Source organism: Kitasatospora sp. NPDC058162, assembly GCF_042884005.1.
In the GTDB taxonomy this organism is placed as follows: domain Bacteria; phylum Actinomycetota; class Actinomycetes; order Streptomycetales; family Streptomycetaceae; genus Kitasatospora.
Map to the genome: position 1 here is coordinate 160,687 of NZ_JBHVUS010000016.1, position 20,598 is coordinate 181,284.

The window sequence follows — 20,598 nt, forward strand, 5'->3', positions numbered from 1 at the left end:
GGAGTGGAAGCGTGAGCAACGGGGTGACGGCTGAGCCGGTGGAGCTGCTCCGTCTGGCCGACGGGGAGAACAGCGTCGTCATCAGGGTGCTGGGCCGCCGCGACGAGTCGGGGGAGCTCGACGCCGAGGTCCTGGTGGCGAGCACCTTCTGCAACGGCGGGCTGCCGCTGCGCCTCTCGCCCGCCGACCTGGACGACTGGGCGGCGGCCCTGGACGAGCTGGCGCTCGGCCGGGACGCGTGCTGGATGACCGACCTGCGCAACCCCGAGATCAACGTCGAGTTCAGCACCCGGTTTGCCGTGCCCCTGGTCACCGTCGAGGACGTGCAGGGCTCCGGGACGGCCATGGCCGTCCCGGTGGACCTCGCGGACGGCTGGGTCGCGGAGCAGCGCGCGCGGCTGGCCCGGGTGCGTGGGGAATGGTCGGCGCAGTGACCGGCCGCGGGGCGGGCGAGGCGAGCGGCCGGGACGTGACGGCAGCCGCTGCAATCGCGCCCTGGGCCGGGACGCTGTCCGCGCTCACCCCCGAACTCGCCACCGCAATCGGCCCGTTGCTGCGCCGCCTGGACGCGTTGATCGGCGCGCGCGAGCCCGTCACCGGGGCCGAGGGCGAGCCGGACGGCTACGGCGGCCTGGCCCGCGGTCGACGGCCGGAGCGGCTGCTGCCCTCCGAGTGGCTGCTCGCCGAGGAGTTCCCCGACGAGTTCCTGCGCCGCTGGAGCGAGGGCGAACTGCTGGAACTGGAAACCGAGTTGCGCGACACCGCCAGCCGCGGCCAGGTGGTCGCCCTGGTCGACGCCGGTCCGGCCCAGGCGGGCGCGGCGCGGCTGGTCCAGCTGGCCGCGCTGCTCGTCCTGCACCGCCGGGCGGCCGCCCGGGGCACCGAGCTGCTGGTCGGCGTCCTGGGCGACCCGACCGGACGACTGATCGGCGGCGACCTCGCCGAACTGCTGCCGCGCTGGCTCAAGACCCGGCAGCACAGCGACCCCGACCCGGAGGACGTCCGGAACGCGGAGCGGGCGCTGGACCCGGCCGCGCAGTGCTGGCTGCTCACCTCGCCCCGGCTGGCGGCCCGGCTGCCCGCCCGGCGGCGCACGGTGGTGTGCGAGGAGACGGGCTGGAGCGCGGCGGGCGTCGCACGGGTGACGGTCCGGGTCGACGGCGCACCAGCCGTCGAACTGCCGCTGCCCCCGGCGGCGGTCGCCGTCCGGGCCCTGCGCGGCAGCGGCTTCCGCGCCACGGCGCAGCTGGAGGCCCAACTGCCCACCATTGGAGGCGCGTTGCCCGCCTTCACCACCGCCGCGGCCACCCTGCTCACCCGAGGGCGGACGCCGGGCGTGCTGATCGCCCTGGACGTGTCGGCCAGGGGCGCCGTGGACGGAGCCGCCCGGCCGCGCCGCCACCAGCTCCCCGGCCCGGTGGTCGCGGCCGGGCGCCACAGCGGGCGGCTGCTGGTGTTGCACGTGCGGCACGACCGGCTGGAACTGTACGTGAGCGGCCGCGCGTTGAGCGGCTCCGACGGCTACCGGGTCAAGCCGGCGGCGCTCGACCTGCCGCCGGTCGGTTCCGCGGAGTTCGCCGAGCTGATGGCCGCGCCCGTGCTGCCACTGCTGCGCGAGGGTGACGACCTGGTGCTGCCGGTGGCCGGTCAGTGGCGCCGGATCCAGCCCGGAGGCCTGGTGAGCACCGACGGGCCGGTGGTCTCCACCGAGGACGGGCGACCGTTCCGGCCCGCGCGGGAACCCCGGCTGTCGCCCGTCCCGTTGCCCGCCGAGGCAGCCGCGGCACCGCACCTGGTGCACGGCGGCGGCGCTGTCGGCTGGTCGGAGGACGGGCGGATCTGGGAGGTCCGCTCGGCCAGGGGTGAGCATCGCCGGGTCCGGCTCGGGGAGGGGGAGGCTGAGGTGATCGGGCTGGTCGAGGACGGTCTCGAACCCGTTCTGATCACCTGCACCCCGGCTGCCGGGTTGGTGCGTGCCGTTCGGGCTGATGGTGTCCGGACGTTCACGGCGCTGTCCGGTGGCCGGATCGTGCCCGCTGTCCATCCCCGGGTGCCGCTGATCGCCGCTGAACCCCGCCCGGGCCGGGTGGTGGTCGCGAGCGCGGTCGACGGGCGCACCCACGCCGTGATCAGGAGTACCGACTGATGCGCAGTTCCCCGACCAGCAGCCCCGTGGTCGACGCGGCCGGGTTCCTCCTCGACGTGCCGCTGATCGGTGCCGCCGAGGCGGCCGAACGCGCGCTCGCGCACTGGCAGGACGGCGCCCTGCTGGCCGAAGTGCCCGACGGGCGCTGGCTGTTGAGGCTGCCCGAGCCGGTGCGGACCCGGGTCGACCGGGCGCCTGGCGCGCCGCTGCACTCCGTCGGCGGGGCGCTGGTGGCGGGTGCGGGGCAGACCGGTGCGGCCGGTGAACTCGTCGTCACCTCCGGTGGCCTGACGGGGCGTCATGTCATCGCTGAGCTGCGGGCCGTGGAGCCCTCGGACTGGCTGGACCTGAGCGGGCTCACCCTCCACCGGCTCGGGCCGGTCGGCGCCCCCGTCGACGCCGAACCGGTCGAGACCGACCTGCCGCGCCCGGCAGCCGTGGACCTGCGGGCCGCCGCCGGTATCCCTGGGCGCAGCCGACGGGCCGGGCGGCTGCTGGGCGGGCCCGCGCGGGGCGCGGCGGGAGTGCGCCCGTCCTGGGAACTCCTGGCCGTCGGGGCCTTCGTGTTCCTCGTGCTGTACCTGCCGTTGGTCTGCCTGGAGGGGGTCTCCCGGGTGACCGTGGTCCTCCCGGCGGCCGTCGGCCTGAGCGTCGGGCTGGCGTTCCTCCTGCCGTACGCCCGGGCCCGGATGGAGCGGCGGATGCGGCGGACGGCGGCCCGGGCCGGGCGGGTCCGCCCGCCCGTCGGGGCCTCCGCCGGTACGGCGGCGACGCGGTCGGTGGGGCGGCGGGAGTGGTGGTCCCTCTTCCTCTGCTCCCTCATCTGCCTGCTGGGCGGCGTCACCGGCCTGGCGGTCGACGGCCTCGACGGCCGCGGGCTGCTGCTGACGCTGCTCGGCGCGTGCGGCGCGACCCTGGCCGTGCTGCCGAGGATCCCGTTCCTCGCGGACCGCATCCGTGCGGCCCAGGAGGGCAAGGCGCCGACCGTGGGCAAGGTGGGCCGCGGAGCCCCTGGAAGCACGGGCTCCGGCTCCGGTTCTGCTACGGCCTCCGGCACCGGCGGGGCCGCGGGCAGCCGCTCCGCCCGGCGGCGCCCGCCCCGGCGCCCGCGCGGCCAGTGGCTGGCCCGGCTCGCCCTGCGCAGCCCCGCCGCACCGCTCCTCCGGCAACGCCACACCCGCTACCTGCGGCAGCTCTCCCGCTCCTTCCGCCAGCGCCAGTGGGAGGATGCCCTGCGCGACGCCGTCCGGCTGTCCGGCGGCGCCGACGGCCGCCCGGGGCAGGGCCTGCTGACCCTGCGCCTGCCCGACCGCTTCGCCGGCGCCCTGCGGCCCAGCCCGCAGGACCGCGGCGGGATTCCGACGGCGCTGCCGCTCAGCGGGCCGACCGTCCACGACTACCTGACCGGCCTCTACGGGGAGGCCGCCGAGGCCCTGGAACGCGACGGGCGGATCGACGAGGCCGCGTACGTGCTCGCCGACCTGCTGGCCGCTCCCGCCGAGGCCGTCGCCTTGCTGGACCGGCACGGCCGCACCGCCCAGGCCGCCGAACTCGCCGAAGGGCGGGGCCTGGCCGCGGAACTGGTGGTGCGGCTCCACTGGCGGGCCGGGAACCGGGAGCGGGCGGTGCGGATCGCCCACCGGCGTGGCGCCTTCGCCACCGCCGTCGAGCGGCTCACCGCGACCGACCCGGCGGCCGCCCGCGAGCTGCGCGCCGCCTGGGTGGACCACCGGCGCCGCGCGGGCGACCGGCTGGGCGCGGTCGAGGCCGCCTGGCCGGACGAGACGCTGCGCCCGGGCGTGCTGCCGGACCTGCGGGAGGCCGCCGAACTCGGCGGCGCGGCCCGCGGGCGGGCGCTGGTCCACCTGCTCGCGCTCGGCGAGGACGCGGCGGAGCCCGTCCGGGCCGTGCTCGACGCGGCTGAGGCGACTGCCGCCGAGCGCGCCGCCGCCGTCGCGGCCCTCGCCGGGCTGCGGTGCGCCGACCCGGCCGTCGACCGCGAGCTCGCCACCCTCGCCGTACGCTCCCTGGTCCGCACCGGCGGACTGTCCGGCCACCCGGGCGTACGCTCCGGAAGCACCGTCCACACCCGGCTGTTGAAGCGCGCCGACCCGCTGGTCGCCGCCGACCTGCCGAAGCCCCGGCGCACCGGGCCCGGCCGGAGTGGGCCGCTCACCGTCACCGCCGCCGACCGCCCCGGCACGCTGCCCGTCCTGGACGCGGCCCGGCTGGACTCCGGCCTGCTGCTGGTGGCCTGCGGCCACGCCGGCGTGCGGCTGCTCGGCCCGGACGGCCGGCCCCGCGCCCGCTGGGACGTGCCCGCCGAGCAGCTGGTCGTCGCCGACCACGGCGGCACCGCACTGCTGGTCGCCCGCTACGGGACGGTCCGCGAACTGTTCCGGCTCGACCTGGCCACCCGCCGGGTCGAGCGCTGGACGGCCCTGCGGGTGCGCGGGATCGCCTCCTCCTACGACGGCCGCCACCTGCTCACCGTCGACGAGGACGGCCTCACCGTGCTCGACACGCGCGCCGCCCGCCCGACCGTCGTCCACCGCGAACTCGGCGGCGACCAGCGGGCCTTGGGCCGAATCGCGCGCACCCCGGCCAGCTGCGCGGTGGTCGTCCACACCCGGGCCGGAGGCCACACCGCCGAGCTCACCGAACTGTGGCGCTGGGACCAGCCCGGCTGGGAGCTGCGCGCCCGCACGGCGGTCGACCTGGACGACGACGCCGACGACCGGGTGACGCTCGCCGACGGACGGCTGCTGCTCGCCCGGCGGGGCGAAGCCCCCGGGACGAACCTGCTCAGCTGGACCGGCCGGGTGAGCGCGGAACGGACGGTCACCGGCCCGCCGGTGGTGCTCAGCGCCGACGGCGCCCACTGGGCGTTCACCGAACGGTCCGAGTACGGCCTGCGGACCACCGTCGGAGGCGCCTCCGGGGCCGCCTTCACCGCCGTACTGCCCGGCGCGACGACTGACCCCTCGGTCCGGCTGCGCGCACACGCCGGTGCGGTGACCTGCTGGCACCGCACCGGTCGGGTGCTCGCGGTGCGCACGGACGGCACGGAGTTGCTGGCCAACCTGCGGGTCACGGCCGGTTGACGATGGCGCCGCCTCCCGAGCACCGATCTGCCCGACCTCCCCGGAGCGCCGCGGGCCGCCGGTCCGGGTCAAGGTGCATCGGCGCTCGGGCGGCGCCAGAGTGGAGGGTGACGTTGGACCTGGACCATTCCGGTGAAGAGGCGCAGCCATGCGTGATGACGAGCATCGATGGCCGTTCGTGCTCGCGGGTTCGAGCGTCACCCTCGCCGCCATCGGACTCGCGCTGGCACACCTCCTGTCGCCCGGTGCGGCGATCGATGCGGTGACGCTTGCCCTGGTGGGGATCGCGGTTCTTCCCTGGCTGGGCCCGATCTTCACAAGTATCGAGCTTCCCGGAGGAGTGAAGGCCCAGTATCGCGAGCGACTCGTAGAGGTCGAGAAGAAAGTGGCCGAGGTGGAGCACGCGTTCATATACGGCGCAAGCGATCACGTGATCGGCAGGATCGGACGGGCGATCACCGACTTCTCCCAGCACCTCGAGCGCATCGGGCTGAGCGTCGCCGATGAAATGCCTGAGGTGGATCTCGGGCACGTACCGAAAGGCCGTCCGGCGATCTACGATCCGTTCGCGGACAAGATCAGTGTCGATCCGAGGCTGGCGAACAGCCCGGGCTGGGCGTTGCATGAATTCGCCCACGTCGCCCTTCTGTCCAACGCCGCGACCTATGAGCCGGGCGATGGTCTGGACACCATCGAGGGTGCGCTCGCCATCTATTTGACGTGCAGTTTCATGAACTCGCCCCGGATGGGCATGAACGCCGTCCGAGCGCGAGCCTGGGGGTTCGACCCGTTCTGGCTGGACCGCGGCGATCACGCACGTGACCTGCCCGACCTTCAGCCACACGGCAGTGCGCGGCAACGTTCTTACGCTGTGCAGCAACGCGGACTGATCTGGGCGCAGGCGTTGTGGCAGACCCGCACTGTGGAAGGGCGACCGGAGGCATTCGATGCCGAGGCGGTCGGCGCATGGCGGAGCGCCGCCGACGCTCGCGGCGCTGACGAGGACGCCTTCGCCCGCACACTCGTCGACCGCCTCCGGCAGCGAGGGTTGGCCCAACACGCCGACTGTTTCAGCGATTTCGTTGCCGCGCGCGGGTTGGCCGGTCATTTCATCCCGGGTCGTACGGCACAGTGACAAGTGCGTGAGGCCCCCTAGAAACCGCCGTCCGGGCGGGGGCCTCACCCGTCCTGCACGCCGAAGAGCGGGGACAGGTAGGCGTCCAGCCGGGCCGCTGCGGTGAGCATCGCGCGGCCTCGGGTGGTGAGGCGTTGCTGCCAGTCGTCGAGGGCCTCGGTCAGGCCGTCCGTGCCGCCTGCCGTGCGGATCTGCCGGACCACGGTGGCGATGTGGGCCAGCGGGTGGCCGCCGCGCCGGAGCAGGTGGGCCAGTTCGGCGTCGCGGACGTCCTCGGGGCGGTAGTGGCGGTGTCCGCCGGGGCGGTCGCGGGCCGGGGTGAGGATGCCGGCCGTCTCCCAGGTGCGCAGGGTGGCGGGGGTGAGGCCGAGCCGGTGGGCGAGTTCGCCGATGCTGAGCGGGCCGGGGAGGGAGCGGCCGGTGCCGGCCCGGTCGGTTGCCTGTTCGGAGGTGAGGTGGTCGACCGCCCGGCGGACGGTGGCGAGGGTCTCCCGGTCGCGCAGCAGCTGGGCGTGGCCCCGGTCGAGCGCCGTCAGGGCCTCGTCCGGACGGCCGGCGTTGACGGCGGACATCACCAGGCCCGCGGTCGCGTGCCCGAACGCCGGGGCGAGGGCGAGGAAGGCACGCAGGGCGACGGCGTGCCGCTCGGTGTAGACCCGGTACCCGGTGGGGGTGCGTTCGGCGGGTGGGAGGAAGCCGTCGCGCTCGTAGTTGCGCACGGCCTGGGTCGAGATGCCGTGCTCGCGGGCGAGGTCGGCGGGGCGCACGGCGGTCTGTGTCCTCCGGTTTGAGACTTTTACCAGGAAATACCGGGCTGAGACTCCAAAAGTCTCAACCGTTCTTTCAAGGATACGCTTGAGGTTCATGAGTCAGGACATCAGAGACTTCCTCACCCCCTCCTGCGAACTGCTGGCGCTCGGCGAGCCCACCCACCAGGAACCGGCCTTCGGGCTGGTCCGCAACCGACTGTTCGCCCAGCTCGTGGACCAGGGCTTCCGCTCGATCGCCCTGGAGACCGACCGGGTGGCCGCGCTCGCCGTGGACGACCACGTCCGCCGCGGCACCGGCACCCTGGACGCGGTGCTGGCCGAAGGCTTCACCCACGGCTTCGGTGCCCACCGGGCGAACCGCGAACTCGTCGCCTGGATGCGCGAGTTCAACCGCGACCGGGAACCCGGCGACCAACTGGCCTGCCACGGCTTCGACATCCCGACCGAGAACACCACCGCCGCAAGCCCGCGCCGCTACCTCGAACACGTCCGTGACTACCTCGGGCTCGACCTCGACCTCGCCGCGCTGACCGGCGAGGACGAGCGCTGGGAACGCGAGGCGGCGATCCTGGACGCCGCCCAGTCGCCCGGCGCCACCCCCGAGGCGGTACGGCTGCGCCGCACCGCCGACGACCTGCTCAACCAACTCCACCAACGGGCGCCCGACTTGATCGCGGTGAGCTCGCACGCCGACTGGCTCCGGGCCGGGACGCAGCTGCGGGCCGGGCTCGGACTGCTGCGCTACCACGCCCAGTCGGCGATCCTCGGCCTGGAGCCGGGCCCCCGGATCTCCGGCCTGATCAGGATGCGCGACTCGCTGATGGCGCAGAACCTGCTCGAGATCCGCGCCGTCGAGGCCCGGCGCGGGCCGACCCTGGTGTTCGCCCACAACCGGCACCTCCAGCGCAACCCCAGCGCCTGGTCACAGGGCGAGCTGGACTGCGGCTGGAACGGCGCCGGCCACATCGTCGGCTCGCTGCTGGGCGAGCGCTACGCCTTCGTCGCGGGCAGCCTGGGGCGCAGCGAGGCGATCGGCCTCGGCGAGCCGCCGGCCGGGACGTACGAGGAGCGGCTCCCAACCGGCCCCGGGGGCTGGCAGCTGACCGCCCCGCCGGTCTCGGGCACGGCCCGCACCCGCACCGACACCACCCCGCGCCAGGGCTACTTCCCGCTCGACCCGGAGACCCTCGACGGCGCGGCCGCGCTGCTGCACATCGGCGACGGCACGGCGGCGGCCGGGTAGCGACCGGGTAACGGCTGGTCACGGGCCCGGGTAGGCGGCCCGCAGGTGGGCCACCAGGGCGGCGGTCGGCGGCGCCGGCCGCCGCCCGCTCGGCCAGACCAGGGCGATCCGCACCCGGGGGACGGGGTCGGCCAGCGGCCGGACGACCAGCCCGGGGGCGGGCTCCTGGTCCGGCAGCACGGCCACGCCCAGTCCGTGCGCGGCGAGTTCGGCCAGCTGGGGCGGCGCGGCGGCCTCGACGGCCACGGTCGGGTCCGCCCCCGCCTCGGTCAGGGCACGCTCCAGGGCCGTCCGCAGACCGGTGCCGCGCGGCGTGCTCACCAGGGCGTGCCCGGCGAGCGCGGCAACCGGCAGCGGGCCGTCGCCAGCGGCGAGCGGGTGGTCCGCGGGGCAGAGCGCGACCAGCGGGACCTCCAGCACGGGGTGCAGGGCGAGCCCCGCGAGCGCCGTCCAGCCGTCGTCGTCCACCCGTCCGCTCGCGGCGGCGGGCAGGCCGATCACGGCGAGGTCCAACCGCCCCTCGCGTAGGGCGCCGAGCATCCCGGCGGTGGTGTCCTCGGCGAGCGCGAAGTCGATGCCGGGGTGCTCCTGGCGGAAAGCGGCGAGCGTGGTGGCGAGCCCCGGGAAGGTGCCCACGGCGGGCGGCGGGGTGAGCGCCGCGCCCGCGACCATGCCGAGCCGCACCCGCCCGCGCCGCAGGCCGTCGAACTCCTGCGCCGTCCGCCGGGCCGCCGCCGCGGCGGCGAGCGCGGCCCGCGCGTGCGGCAGCACCGCCTCACCGACCCTGGTCAGCCGTACCGTACGGCCCGAGCGGTCCAGCAGCCGGTGGCCCAACTCCCGCTCCAGCTGCCGGATCTGGGCGCTCACTCCGGGCTGGCTCAGGTGCAGCAGCTCGGCGGCGCGGGTGAAGCTGCCGTGCCGGGCGACGGTGACGAAGTACTGGAGCTGCCGGAGTTCCATAACGAATGATCATAGGTGGCAGAACAAGCCGGTCTTGGACGTGCGGCCAACTCCCGCCGCAGGCTGGGGGAATGAACAGCGCGCAGCAGGACCACGGCGTCGAATGGATCCGCGAGCAGGTCGCGGCGGAGCGGCGGGAGCTCGCCGGGCTGCTGGCCGGCCTCACGACCGAGCAGTGGAACGCGCCCTCGCTGTGCGGGGGTTGGCGGGTCCGCGAGGTGGCCGCCCACATGAGCACCGGTTTCCGGCACTCCACCCTCCGGACCCTGCGGGAACTCGCCCGCGCTGGCGGCAACGTCCACCGGATGGCCGACCGGGTCGCCCGCCGCGACGCCGCCGCCCTCACCACGGACCGGCTCGCCGCCGCCCTGGCCGAGCACGCCGAGCACCCCTGGCGGCCCCCGGTCGGCGGCCGGATCGCCGCCCTGGCCCACGACGCCGTCCACGGTCTCGACATCACCGTCGCCCTCGGCCTGCCCCCGCGCCTGCCGCTGCCCCGGTCCACCGCCCTGCTGGGCCGGGTCTCGCCGCGCAGCCTGCGCTTCTTCGGCGCCCGGCTGGACGGTATACGGCTGCGCGCGACGGACACCGGCTGGTCGTACGGGGCGGGGCCGCTGCTGGTGGAGGGCCGGGCGGAGCACCTGCTGCTGGTGGCGTACGGGCGGCGGCTGCCGGCCGGACTGCTGACCGGCGGGGGCGCGGAGCGCTTCACCGCCCGCGGGGACGACCGCTGACGACTCACGGCGCCGGGACTCGTGCCAGGACTTGTGGGGGGAACGGGACGGGACCGGACCGGCCGGTGACTCCGGCCCGTCCGGTCCCGTGTCCGGGACGCCGTCAGGGGTGCTCGTCCGGCAGAGGCACGGGGCCGGACGTGACGGCGTCGGACACTGGGGCGATGCCCGGGGTCAGAGCGAGTCGCAGTACCGCGCGAACGCGGCCTGGGTCCCCGCCCCGGCGATGCCGTCGATGGCCCCGGTGTAGCCCCAGTTGCTCTTCAGCCAGCGCTGCAGCGCCTCCACCGTGTGGGACCCGACGATGCCGTCGATGGCGTCGGTGTAGCCCCAGTCCGCGTGCAGGAACCGCTGCATCGCCTGCCAGCTGCCGGTGCCGAGCTGGCCGTCGAGGGCGCCCGTGTAGCCCCAGAACTGCTTGAGCGGGACCTGGAGCTTGGCGGCCTGCGAGGTGCTCAGCCCGAGGTTGACCACCGCCGCCTGCGCGGTGAGCCCGGATCCCGCCGCCTGCTGGACGCCGACCGGCGTCGCCGCGACGGCGGTACCGGCACCGGCGAGGCCGCCGACGGCGATGCACGCCACGGCCGTGGCACTGACGACCGCCTTCACCAGGACGTTCGAGCGCATGTGATGCCCCCTTCCACGGCACCCGCGAAGCGGGTGACTTGTCTGGACACCGTCACCTTCTCATGGAGGCGGCGTCGCCCACGAACCGAACCATGCCGGATGGCCGGTACTGTGCCATCGCCGGCCGACCGCGGAGGCCGGAACCCGAAGCCGTCGACGGGCGTCGGCTCGGTGGCGAACGGTGCGGGCAGGGCGTCGGACCTGGGCGGTCGTTCGTGGCCGGGCGCCGGATCCGGGTCGCAAGGGGCCGGGCCGGACGTGTGGGCGTGGCTGAAAACCTGCCGTCGGCCACGGCTCCCGTCACCTCGCGCGCCCCGGCGCCCTCCGTGCCTACGATCGGAGGAACCCCCCCCGCTCGGCGTACGGGCGCGCGGGTGCAGCGGGTGCAGGTGAGACGGAAGCCGGGTAGCCGATGGCCTCGAGGTCCGTGCAGTGGCCGCCGTACGTGCGGCTGGCGCCGTGGTTGCTGGTCGTCGGCGGCCTGGTGTGGAACTCGCTGGACCCGGCCGACTACTGGGGCGACCCGATGCTGGCGGCCGCCGCCGTGCTGTCCGGGGCGCTGCTGTCGCTGCGCGACACCGTCGCGGTGGCGCTGGCGAACATCACCGGGATCCTGGTGCTCTCCGGGCGGGACGGGTCGATCGGGACCCAGGACGGCTACCTGGAGCTGGTGAACACCGCTTTCGCCGCGCTGCTCGGGATCGCGGTGAACCGGGTGGTGGCCCGGCACGGGCGCCGGTTGGAGCGGGTGCGGTCGGTGGCGGAGGCCGCCCAGCGGGCGGTGCTGCCGGAGCCGCCGGGGCGGGTGGCGGGGCTGGAGGTCGCGGCCTGCTACCGGGCGGCCCAGGACGAGGCGCTGATCGGCGGGGACGCGTACGCGCTGCAGGCCACCCCGTACGGGGTGCGGGTGCTGATCGCGGACGTGCGCGGCAAGGGGCTGCACGCGGTGGGGGCGGTGTCGGTGCTGCTGGGGGCGTTCCGGGAGGATGCCCACCGGGAGCCGGACCTCGCCGCGCTCGCGGACGCCCTGGAGCGCACGCTGGCCCGGGAGAGCGCCGGGCTGGGCGAGGAGCTGCGGCTGGAGGGGTTCATCACCGCGCTGCTGGTGGAGTTCCCGCCCGGGGAGGCCGTCGCCCGGACCCTGGACTGCGGCCACCCAGGGCCGTACCTGCTGGGCGGCGCGGAGGCCGGGGTGAGCCGGTGGGACGCGGCCGACCCGGGGCTGCCGCTCGGGATGGGCGCCTTGGGGGTGGCGCGCCCGGAGGTGGAGACCAGGCCCTTCCCGCCGGGGTGCACGCTGCTGCTGGTGACCGACGGGGTCACCGAGGCGCGGGACGCGGCGGGGGAGTTCTACGACCCGGTGCGCGGGCTGGCCCCGCTCGGTCCGTTCGCCGGGGCGGGGCAGGTGGTGGCGGCGCTGGTGGCGGACGTGGCCCGGTGGACGGGCGGGCCGCGGGACGACGACATGGCGGTGCTGGCGGTGACCCGGCTGTAGGGGGTCGGGTTCGCCCGGGGGCGGCAGGCCACGGCTCCGGACGGTTACGCCGATATCACGGTGGGGTTACGGAAGGTGCCTCCTCCATGGATTCCGGCCAAGTTGAGCGGCGCGGGCCGGTGGCCGGAAAGCCGGTGTCCGGATATCGGACGGCTAAATGGACCCCCTGGTCGCGAGCCGTCCCGGACACCCCGGTGGGCCGCGGAGCCCTGGGCCGACGGGCCGCGACGGGCCCGCGCCCGATCGGCGCCGGGGCATAAGGGCTCGTAAGGGAGGCGCGAGGGCCGGTCGCCGCGCTGGCGGGATCCGGCCGAGCCGTGGATCGTCCGGAAAGGGACCAGGTGCTTGCCCGGTGTCGAATGTGTGACCGAGAGTCGCATCGATGAACGAGAAGCCTCACCCCCGCCAGGCCCGTCTGTTCGGCCACCGCGACTTCCGGCTCCTGCTGACCGGAGCCGCGGCGGCCCAGACGGGCAGTCAGGTCACCCTGGTCGCCCTGCCGTTGGTGGCGGTGCTGGTGCTGGACGCCACCCCGTTCGAGGTCGGCCTGCTCACCGCCGCCGAGACTGCGGCCTTCCTGCTGGTCGGCCTGCCGGCCGGTGCCTGGCTGGACCGGATGCGCAAGCTCCCGGTGCTGATCCGTGCCGACCTGGTGCGCTGCGTCGCGGTCGGCTCGATCCCGCCGGCGGCGGCGTTCGGAGTGCTGACCATGCCGCAGCTCTACGTGGTCGCGCTGGTCACCGGGGTCGCCACGGTCTTCTTCGACGTGGCCCACCAGTCCTTCCTGCCGGCCGTCCTGCCGCGCGAGCAACTGGTCGCCGGGAACGGCGCGTTGGAGACCGTACGGTCCTCGGCGCAGATCGCCGGGCCGGGCCTGGGCGGCGGGCTGGTCCAGTTGCTCGGCGCCCCGCTCGCCATCGTGGCCGACGCCTGCGGCTACCTCGCCTCGGCCCTGCTGCTCAGCCGGATCCGGGTCGAGGAGGAGCGGCCGGAGCCGGAGCCCGGGCGCTCGCTGCGCGCCGAGGTGGCCGAGGGCGTGCGCTTCGTGCTCGGACACCCGCTGCTACGGGCGATCGCCACCGCCACCGCCGTGTCCAACCTGTTCGCCGCCGTGCTGATGGCCGTTCAGACCGTCTTCTGGGTCCGGGTGCTCGACCTCTCGCCCGGGGCCATCGGCGGCCTGCTGTCGGCCTCCGCCGTCGGCGGGCTGGCGGGCGCGCTGTGCGCGGGACAGCTGTCCCGCTGGGTCGGGCAGGCCCGGCTGATCTGGCTGGCCACCGTGGTGAGCGCGCCGTTCGCGCTGCTCTGGCCGCTCTCCGGCGGCGGCGCGGGCGCCGTGCTGTTCGGCCTCGGCTCGGGCGTGGTGCTGTTCGGCGCGGTCGCCTACAACGTCGCCCAGGTGAGCTTCCGGCAGAGCGTCTGCCCGCCCGAGCTGCTCGGGCGGATGAACGCCACCATGCGCTTCCTGGTCTGGGGCACCCTGCCGATCGGCGCCCTCGGCGGCGGGGCCGTCGCCGACTGGGCCGGCCCGCGCGCCGCGCTGTGGCTGTGCGCGGCGGGCTTCCTGCTGGTGCCGGTGCCGCTGCTGCTGTCACCGCTGCGGCGGATGCGCGAGCTGCCCACGGCACCGGCCGAAGCCGGGGCCGCGGACGGCGGGGACGCCCACGACGAGGGCTCCCAGCAACCCGCCGCGAGCCCAACCCCCTGACCCCCCTGACCCGACCGACCGAGCCGACACCGGAAACCGGAGACCGTTCCGTGCACGCCAGCATCACCGCCGCCTACCTCGCCCGGTACCGCTCCGCCGCCGCCGACTCCCCGGTGGAACTGCTCCCGCTGACCGGCGCCCAACGGCGGTTCCTGATCACCCGCCGGCTCGCGCCGCTGACCCGCTCCGACATCGCCCCGCTGTTCTTCGCCTACCCGGCCGGCGCCCTCGACCTGGACCGCCTGGGCCGCGCCGCCACCACCGTCGCGGCCGGCCACCCGGCCCTGTGCGGCGCCTTCGGCACCGTGCGCGGCACCCCGGTGCTGCGTACCGGCGGCCCCTCGGTCGAGGTCGCCCGGCTCGACGTCGCCCCCGGCGCGGACGCCCGCCAGGCGCTGCGCGAAGCCATGCTGGACTGGCCCCTCGACGGGCCCGCACTGCGCCTGCTGGTGGCCCGGCAGTCGGACGGCTGCCCGGACAGCGGTCCGGACAGCGGCTCGGACGGCGGTGAGGACCTGCTCGCCCTCGCGCTGGACCACGCGGCCTGCGACGAGCAGTCGCTCGGGGTGCTCGTCGGCGAACTCACCGAGGCCTACCGGCGGGACGACCGGAGCCCGGCGACGGGCCCCGACCCGCAGGCCGTCGCCGACTTCCGGGAGGCCGTCGAACTCCAGCTGGCCGCCGAGGAGGCCGCCGCCGGCCCGGCCGCCCAGGCCCACTGGGGGCGCCGGCTCGGCGGCCTGACCGGGGCGGGCGGCGGCGCCGCGCGGACCGCCGGCATGCTCGTCGAGCGGCTGCCCGCCGTCGGGGGCAGCGCCCGCGGCGCGATCTTCCCCGCCCTGCTGGACGCCGTCGGCGCCGCCGCTCAGCGGCTGCACCGCGCGGACGGCCAGCTCACAGACGGCTCGCGGGCAGACGGCCCGCTCGCGCTCGGCTACCCGTGGGGCGGTCGCCCGCCCGGCGCGCCCGCCGCGCTCGGCTGCTTCCTCAACACCCTGGTGCACGCCGTCCCGACGCAACCCGCCGCCGACCTGGAGGCGCTCTGCGACGACTGGTGGGACGACCTCGACCACGCCGGGACCCCCTTCGACGAGGTGGTCCGGGCCGCCCGCGCGGCCGGATCGCCCTGGTCGGGCGGGCTGGACGCGATGCTCACCTTCGAGGACCTGCAACGCCGCCCGCCGCTGGTGCTCGGCGGCGTCCCCGGCCGGGAGGTCCAGCTCGCCGGGCGTCCGCTCGCCGCGCCGATGGCCGTCTCCGCCTCCCACGGCGAGGAGTTGACGGTGCGCCTGGCCTGGGACGACGAGCGCTTCCCGGCCGCCGAGGCCGAGGCTGCGTTCGCCGACCTGCTCGCCGTGCTGCGCCGTCACCTCTAGCCGATCCGGCCGTGCCGCGCCGTCACCTCTGGACGCCCCGGCCCCTCAGACCCCATCCTCCCCAAGGACACCATCCTCCCCAGGACCCCGGGCCGCGCCCCCACCCCGGTGCGGCCCGGCCCCTACCGGCCGCACCGGGACGACCCCACGCCCGCGCCCGGCCACCGCAGTGCCGACACGCCCACCACACAAGGGAATCCTCCATGTTCGCACTCTCTCCCTCGCAGGAGATCGTCTGGCTGCACGAGCAGATGCAGCCCGGCAGCCGCGCCTACAACTTCACCGGGGTCCTCGACCTGTGGGGAACCCTCGACCGGGACGCCCTGCACGCCGGGCTCACCGCCGTCCTGGCCCAGCACCCCGGCCTGCGGCTGGAGTTGGTGGCCCGACCGGAGGGCCTCCCGGGCCAGCGGGTCGCCGAGGACTGCCGGCCGGAGCTGCGGCACAGCGACTTCGCCGCCGAGGCGGACCCGGAGGCCGTGTTCCGCACCCTGCTCGCCGCCGAGGCCGAGGAGCCGCTGGACACCGAGCGGGCGCCGCTGCTGCGCTGGCACCTGGTCCGGCTCGCCGACGACCACCACCGGCTGATCCACGTCGAGCACCACCTCGTCCACGACGGCCACTCCTTCGCGATCTTCCTGCGCGACCTGTTCACCGTCTACCGCGCCCACGTCCTCGGCGAGTCCTACGAGCTGGCCACCGCGCCGTCGTACGAGCGGCACGCCCGCACCGAGGCCGACCCGCAGGCCCGCGAGCGCGCCCTCGCCTTCTGGACCAAGGAGCTGGCCGACGCCCCGCGCGAGGTCACCCTGCCCGGGCTGGCCCACCCCGGCGTCGAGCGCCGCCACCGCGGCGGGCAGCTGCGCCAGTCGATCGGCGCCGACCTCGCCGAGCGGCTGCGCGAGCGCAGCAAGGCCGACGGCCACACCCCGTTCAGCACCCTGCTCGCCCTGTTCGCCGAACTGCTGCGCCGGCACAGCGGCCACCGCGAGATGACCGTCGGCACTGCCGTCGGCAACCGCCCCACAGGCTACGAGGGCACCGTCGGCATGTTCGTCAACACCGTGCCGCTGCGCCTGCGGCTCGACCCGGCCGCCTCCGGCACCGAGGCGGTGGACGAGGTCACCGACGTCCTGCTCCGCGCCCTGCCCTACCAGGACCTGCCGGTACAGGAGTTGACCCGCCGGCTCGGGCTGCACACCGGCGGCGCCGACAACCCGCTGTTCAACGTGATGTTCAGCGCCCACGACGCCGCGCTGCCCGACGTCCAGGCGCCCGGCCTCGACGTCTCGCTGTACGAGGGCTTCAACACCGGCACCACCCGCTTCGACCTGGACCTGGTGCTGCTGCCCGACGACCGCCGGGTGGTCGGCGAGAAGCACGGCGCCGCCGGGATGACCCTGATCTGGGACTACGACGCCGACCAGTTCGGCGAGGCCAGGGCCGTGCTGCTCTCCGAGCGCCTGCTGGAGCTGCTGCGCCGCTACCTCGACGACCCGGAGACGGTGCTCGCCGAACTGGCCCCCGCGCCCGCCGCCGAGCCGGCCGCCCCGGTCGTCCCGCTCGGGCTCGACCCGGCCGCCGCCCACGACCCGACGGCGCTCGCCCTGCTGGCCGGCTCCGAGCGGGTCAGCTACGGCGAACTGGACCGCCGCGTCGGCGAGCTGGTCGACCGGATGCGCGCCGCCGGGGTCACCGCCGGCCAGCCGGTGGCCGCCGTGCTGCCGCGCGGCCTGGACAGCGTGGTCGCCCTGCTGGCGTGTCTGCGCCTGGGCGCCGTCCACGCGCCGCTGTCCACCGAGGACCCGGCCGCCCGGCTCGGCCTGCTGCTGGAGCGGCTCGCCCCCGCGCTCGTCCTCGCCACCCGGCAGAGCGCGCTCGCGCTGCCCGCCGAGGGCGTCACCCCCGCGCTGCTGGACGGCCCCGCCTTCCCGAAGGCCGAGCCCGCCGCCGTCCTGGAGGGCGGCGCGTACATCATCCACACCTCCGGCTCCACCGGCGTGCCCAAGCCCGTCCTGGTCGGCCGCGAGGCCCTCGCCGGGTACGTCGCCGCGATCGCCGCCCGCTACCAACTCACCGCCGACGACCGGGTGCTGCTGTTCGCCCGGCCGTCCTTCGACGTGTCGCTGGAGGAGGTGCTGCCCGCCCTCGCGGCCGGCGCCGCCCTGGTCGTCCCGCAGCGCGAGGTGCCCACCGGGCCCGAACTGGTCGCCGTGCTCGCCGCCCGCGGCGTCACCGTCGCCAACCTGCCCACCAGCTACCTGCTCGCCGTCCGCGAGGACCTGCGCGAGGCGCTGCGCGACGGCCGCTGGACGCCGCGCCTGCTCGTCCTCGGCGGCGAGCGGCTGCCCGCCCGGGCCCTGGCCGGTCTGACCGAGGCCACCACGGTGCTCAACGCCTACGGCGTCACCGAGGCCACCGTCACCTCCACCGTCCACCAGGTCACCGCCGAGGACGTCGCCGAGGACGGCGAGATCCCGCTCGGCACCGAACTCGACGGCGTGCGCCTGCACGTCCTGGACGAGACGCTGCGCCCGCTCCCGTACGGCTGCGTCGGCGAACTCGCCGTCAGCGGCGGGCTGCTGGCCGAAGGCTACGTCGGCCTGCCGGAGCCCACCGCGGCCCGGTTCACCACCGTCCCCGGGCTCGACGGCGCCCGGGTCTACCGCACCGGCGACCGCGGCTACCGCGACACCGAGGGACGACTGCGGTTCCTCGGCCGCGCCGACAACCAGGTCAAGCTGCGCGGCCACCGGATCGAGCTGGAGGAGATCGAGGCCGCCGCCTCCGCCGAACTCGGCGGCCGCTCCTGCGCGGTGCTGCTGCACCACGACCCGCAGACCGGCCCCCGCCTGGTCGGCTTCCTGGAGGGCGCCGAGCGCCCCGACCAGGCCGCCCTGCACGACGCGCTCGCCCGCCGACTGCCCGGCGGACTCGTCCCCGCCACCTGGACGGCCGTCGCCGCGATGCCCACCCTGCCCGGCGGCAAGCCCGACCGCGCCGCCCTCGCCCTGCTGGTCGAGGAGGCCCCGGAGGAGCGGGAGAGCGCGCCCAGCGCCTTCGCCGACCCCGGCCAGGAGCTGATCGCCACCGCCTGGCGCGAGGTGCTCGGCCACGACCGCTTCACCGCGGACTCGCACTTCTTCGAGGTCGGCGGCCACTCGCTGCTCGCCGCCCAGCTCGCCGCCTTCCTGGAGCCGCACCTGGGCAGCCGCCCGCCGCTGCGCACCCTGTTCCGCCACGCCGTGCTGGCCGACCAGGCCCGCGTGCTCACCGGCGGTGCCGCATGACCGTGCCCACGGCGCCACCGGCTGGACGCGCGGCCACCCCTTGGAATTCCTGTACCGCTACGTCCGGATGACCACGATCATCGAAGGGACCTCCGAGGTCCAGAAGGTGATCATCGCCCGCTCCATGGGCCTGAACCGACGGTTTCTCGTACGTATTTGGAGACGATGATGGAATCCCTGAGCATCGGCTACGGCCGCCCGCACCAGGACGGCGCGGTCCTCGACCTGTTCACCACCTGGGCGCACCGCACCCCGCAGGCGCCCGCCCTGATCGACGGCGACCGCACCCTCGGCTATGCCGAACTCGACCGCCTCGCCGAGACCGTGGCGGAGTCGCTGCGCGGCAAGGTCGGCGCGGGCGACCTGGTCGGCGTCTGCCTCGGCCACTCGGCGGCGCTGGTCGCCGTCACCCTCGCGATAGCCAAGCTCGGCGCCGTCCACCTGCCGCTCGGCCCGCGCCCCGGCGAGAAGCGGCTGCAGGCCGTCGCCGCGCAGCTGCGCCCGGCCTGTCTGATCGGCGAGGACGCCGTGCTGCCGCCCGGCGGCGAGCGGCTCGAACTGGACCTGCCCACCGCTGGCGTGCTGGCCGCCCTGACGCCCGGCGAGCAGGTGAGCGTGCCGGTCGGCACCCACTACGCCGTGCTCACCTCCGGCTCCACCGGCACCCCCAAGGCCGTCGCCGTCACCGAACCGGCGCTCGGCGCGCTGCTGCACTGGTACCGCGAGCTGACCGACCTCGGCCCCGGCGCGCGGCACAGCCTGCTGGTCGGCGTCGCCTTCGACCCGCACGTGATGGAGCTGTGGGCCACCCTCACCTCCGGCGCCGCGCTCGTCGTCGCCCCGGAGAGCGTCCGCTGGGACTCCGGCGCGCTCACCGACTGGTGGCGCGCGGCCGGCATCACCACCGGCCTGCTGCCCACCCCGCTGGCCGAGCCGATCCTCAACCGGCCCTGGCCCGCCGGGCTGGCCCTGCGCCACCTGGTGGTCGGCGGCGACCGGCTGCGCCTCGCCCCAGGACCGGACGTCACCGCGACCGTCCACAACGCCTACGGCCCCGCCGAGGCGACCGTCGCCACCACCGTGCACACCATGGCCCCCGGCGGCGACCACGGCGCCGGCGCGCCGCCGATCGGCCTGCCGATCCCCGGCGCCGTCCTGCTGGTCACCGACGAGCAGGGCCGCCCGGTGCCCAGGGGGACGGCCGGCGAGCTGCGGATCGGCGGCCGCGGCCTGGCCGCCGGGTACCTCGACCCCGAGCTGACCGCCCGCCGCTTCGTCGAGGTGCCGCCCGGCGTGGACGGCATCGACCGGGTCTACCGCACCGGCGACCGGGTCGTGATGCGGGCCGACGGCGTGCTGGAGTTCCACGGCCGGCTGGACGACCAGGTCAAGGTCAGCGGGGTGCGGATCGAACCCGCCGAGGTCGAGGCCGCCTTCGAGCGCGACGCCCGGGTGCGCCGGGCCGTGGTCGCCGCCGAGACGGCGGCCACCGGCGGCGTCCGGCTGCTCGCCTTCGTGCAGGCCGACGCCGACGCCGAGCCCGCGAGCCTGCTGGACGCCGTCCGGCCCTGGCTGCCCGAGCAGGCCGTGCCCTCGACCGTCCGGCTGGTCGACACCTTCCCGCTGGACCCCAACGGCAAGGTGGACCGCGCGGCACTGCTCGCCGCCGAGCCGGCCGTCCCGGCGGCCGTCGGCGAGGACGGCGACACCCCGGTCGAGCGCACCGTGCTGAAGCTCTGCCGCGAGCTGCTCGGCCGCGCCGACGTCGGCCCGGGCGACAACTTCCTGGCCTCGGGCGGCAACTCGCTCGCCGCCGCCAGACTGCTGGAGTCCCTGGAGGGGGAGTACGGCGTACGGCTGCGCGCCCCCCTGCTGCTGCGCCAGCCCGACCTGCGGGCGGTCGCCCGGCTCATCGAGGAGCGGATTCCCACCGCGGCCCTCGCCTGAGGGCCCGTCCGGCCTTCGGGGGTCGGGGCCCGCCCCTGGGGAGCCGGGACCGCGTACGGCCCG

At 75.9% G+C, this 20,598-nt stretch carries 15 protein-coding genes; 12 read left to right on the plus strand and 3 right to left on the minus strand.

Going from position 1 to position 20,598, the window contains the following annotated elements; translation table 11 throughout:
- Window positions 1-11: 11 nt before the first annotated feature.
- The 4 genes from ACFVXG_RS26680 (at window position 12) to ACFVXG_RS26695 (ending at window position 6,385) form a co-directional block, all read left to right on the plus strand.
- Window positions 12-434: a DUF5959 family protein gene (locus tag ACFVXG_RS26680; protein ID WP_387930953.1), complete on the plus strand. Its 423-nt coding sequence runs from the start codon at window positions 12-14 to the stop codon at window positions 432-434.
- A complete protein-coding gene (locus ACFVXG_RS26685) occupies window positions 419-2,146 on the plus strand; it encodes a hypothetical protein (RefSeq protein ID WP_387930954.1) in 1,728 nt (575 codons plus the stop codon). The genes ACFVXG_RS26680 and ACFVXG_RS26685 overlap by 16 nt, the downstream gene beginning before the upstream one ends.
- Window positions 2,146-5,250, plus strand: coding sequence for a bpX6 domain-containing protein (locus ACFVXG_RS26690; RefSeq protein WP_387930955.1), 3,105 nt, complete (start codon window positions 2,146-2,148; stop codon window positions 5,248-5,250). The genes ACFVXG_RS26685 and ACFVXG_RS26690 overlap by 1 nt, the downstream gene beginning before the upstream one ends.
- Window positions 5,251-5,398: 148 nt before the next feature.
- Window positions 5,399-6,385, plus strand: a complete 987-nt coding sequence (locus ACFVXG_RS26695; RefSeq protein ID WP_387930956.1) for a hypothetical protein — start codon at window positions 5,399-5,401, stop codon at window positions 6,383-6,385.
- 44 nt (window positions 6,386-6,429) lie between these two features.
- Here the strand turns inward: ACFVXG_RS26695 and ACFVXG_RS26700 are convergent, their stop codons facing one another.
- Window positions 6,430-7,152 carry a TioE family transcriptional regulator gene (locus ACFVXG_RS26700; RefSeq protein WP_387930957.1) on the minus strand — a complete coding sequence of 241 codons (723 nt, stop codon included), beginning with the start codon at window positions 7,150-7,152 and terminating at the stop codon, window positions 6,430-6,432.
- Window positions 7,153-7,249: 97 nt separating this feature from the next.
- Here ACFVXG_RS26700 and ACFVXG_RS26705 point away from each other — a divergent pair, with 97 nt between their 5' ends.
- Window positions 7,250-8,398: an erythromycin esterase family protein gene (locus ACFVXG_RS26705; RefSeq protein ID WP_387930958.1), complete on the plus strand. Its 1,149-nt coding sequence runs from the start codon at window positions 7,250-7,252 to the stop codon at window positions 8,396-8,398.
- An 18-nt stretch (window positions 8,399-8,416) separates the two neighbouring features.
- Here ACFVXG_RS26705 and ACFVXG_RS26710 read toward each other — a convergent pair whose 3' ends face one another.
- The gene (locus ACFVXG_RS26710) at window positions 8,417-9,358 is read right to left on the minus strand and encodes a LysR family transcriptional regulator (RefSeq protein WP_387930959.1); all 942 of its coding nucleotides are present in this window, start codon (window positions 9,356-9,358) and stop codon (window positions 8,417-8,419) included.
- Between the two features lie 71 nt (window positions 9,359-9,429).
- Here ACFVXG_RS26710 and ACFVXG_RS26715 point away from each other — a divergent pair, with 71 nt between their 5' ends.
- Complete coding sequence (locus ACFVXG_RS26715; RefSeq protein WP_387930960.1) at window positions 9,430-10,092, plus strand: maleylpyruvate isomerase family mycothiol-dependent enzyme; 663 nt, start codon at window positions 9,430-9,432, stop codon at window positions 10,090-10,092.
- 174 nt (window positions 10,093-10,266) lie between these two features.
- Here ACFVXG_RS26715 and ACFVXG_RS26720 read toward each other — a convergent pair whose 3' ends face one another.
- The gene (locus tag ACFVXG_RS26720; RefSeq protein WP_387930961.1) at window positions 10,267-10,719 is read right to left on the minus strand and encodes a peptidoglycan-binding protein; all 453 of its coding nucleotides are present in this window, start codon (window positions 10,717-10,719) and stop codon (window positions 10,267-10,269) included.
- Window positions 10,720-11,131: 412 nt separating this feature from the next.
- On the opposite strand from ACFVXG_RS26720, the gene ACFVXG_RS26725 reads away from it, so the two are divergent.
- The 6 genes from ACFVXG_RS26725 (at window position 11,132) to ACFVXG_RS26750 (ending at window position 20,535) form a co-directional block, all read left to right on the plus strand.
- Window positions 11,132-12,214, plus strand: coding sequence for a PP2C family protein-serine/threonine phosphatase (locus ACFVXG_RS26725; protein WP_387930962.1), 1,083 nt, complete (start codon window positions 11,132-11,134; stop codon window positions 12,212-12,214).
- Window positions 12,215-12,596: 382 nt separating this feature from the next.
- Window positions 12,597-13,922, plus strand: coding sequence for an MFS transporter (locus tag ACFVXG_RS26730; protein WP_387930963.1), 1,326 nt, complete (start codon window positions 12,597-12,599; stop codon window positions 13,920-13,922).
- A 50-nt stretch (window positions 13,923-13,972) separates the two neighbouring features.
- Window positions 13,973-15,298 carry a non-ribosomal peptide synthetase gene (locus ACFVXG_RS26735; protein WP_387930964.1) on the plus strand — a complete coding sequence of 442 codons (1,326 nt, stop codon included), beginning with the start codon at window positions 13,973-13,975 and terminating at the stop codon, window positions 15,296-15,298.
- Between the two features lie 203 nt (window positions 15,299-15,501).
- On the plus strand, window positions 15,502-18,588 hold the full coding sequence (locus ACFVXG_RS26740) for an amino acid adenylation domain-containing protein (protein ID WP_387930965.1): 3,087 nt from the start codon (window positions 15,502-15,504) through the stop codon (window positions 18,586-18,588).
- On the plus strand, window positions 18,578-18,757 hold the full coding sequence (locus ACFVXG_RS26745; protein ID WP_387930966.1) for an acyl-CoA dehydrogenase family protein: 180 nt from the start codon (window positions 18,578-18,580) through the stop codon (window positions 18,755-18,757). The genes ACFVXG_RS26740 and ACFVXG_RS26745 overlap by 11 nt, the downstream gene beginning before the upstream one ends.
- A complete protein-coding gene (locus ACFVXG_RS26750) occupies window positions 18,757-20,535 on the plus strand; it encodes a non-ribosomal peptide synthetase (protein WP_387930967.1) in 1,779 nt (592 codons plus the stop codon). Before ACFVXG_RS26745 ends, ACFVXG_RS26750 begins: the two co-directional genes overlap by 1 nt.
- Window positions 20,536-20,598 lie beyond the last annotated feature (63 nt).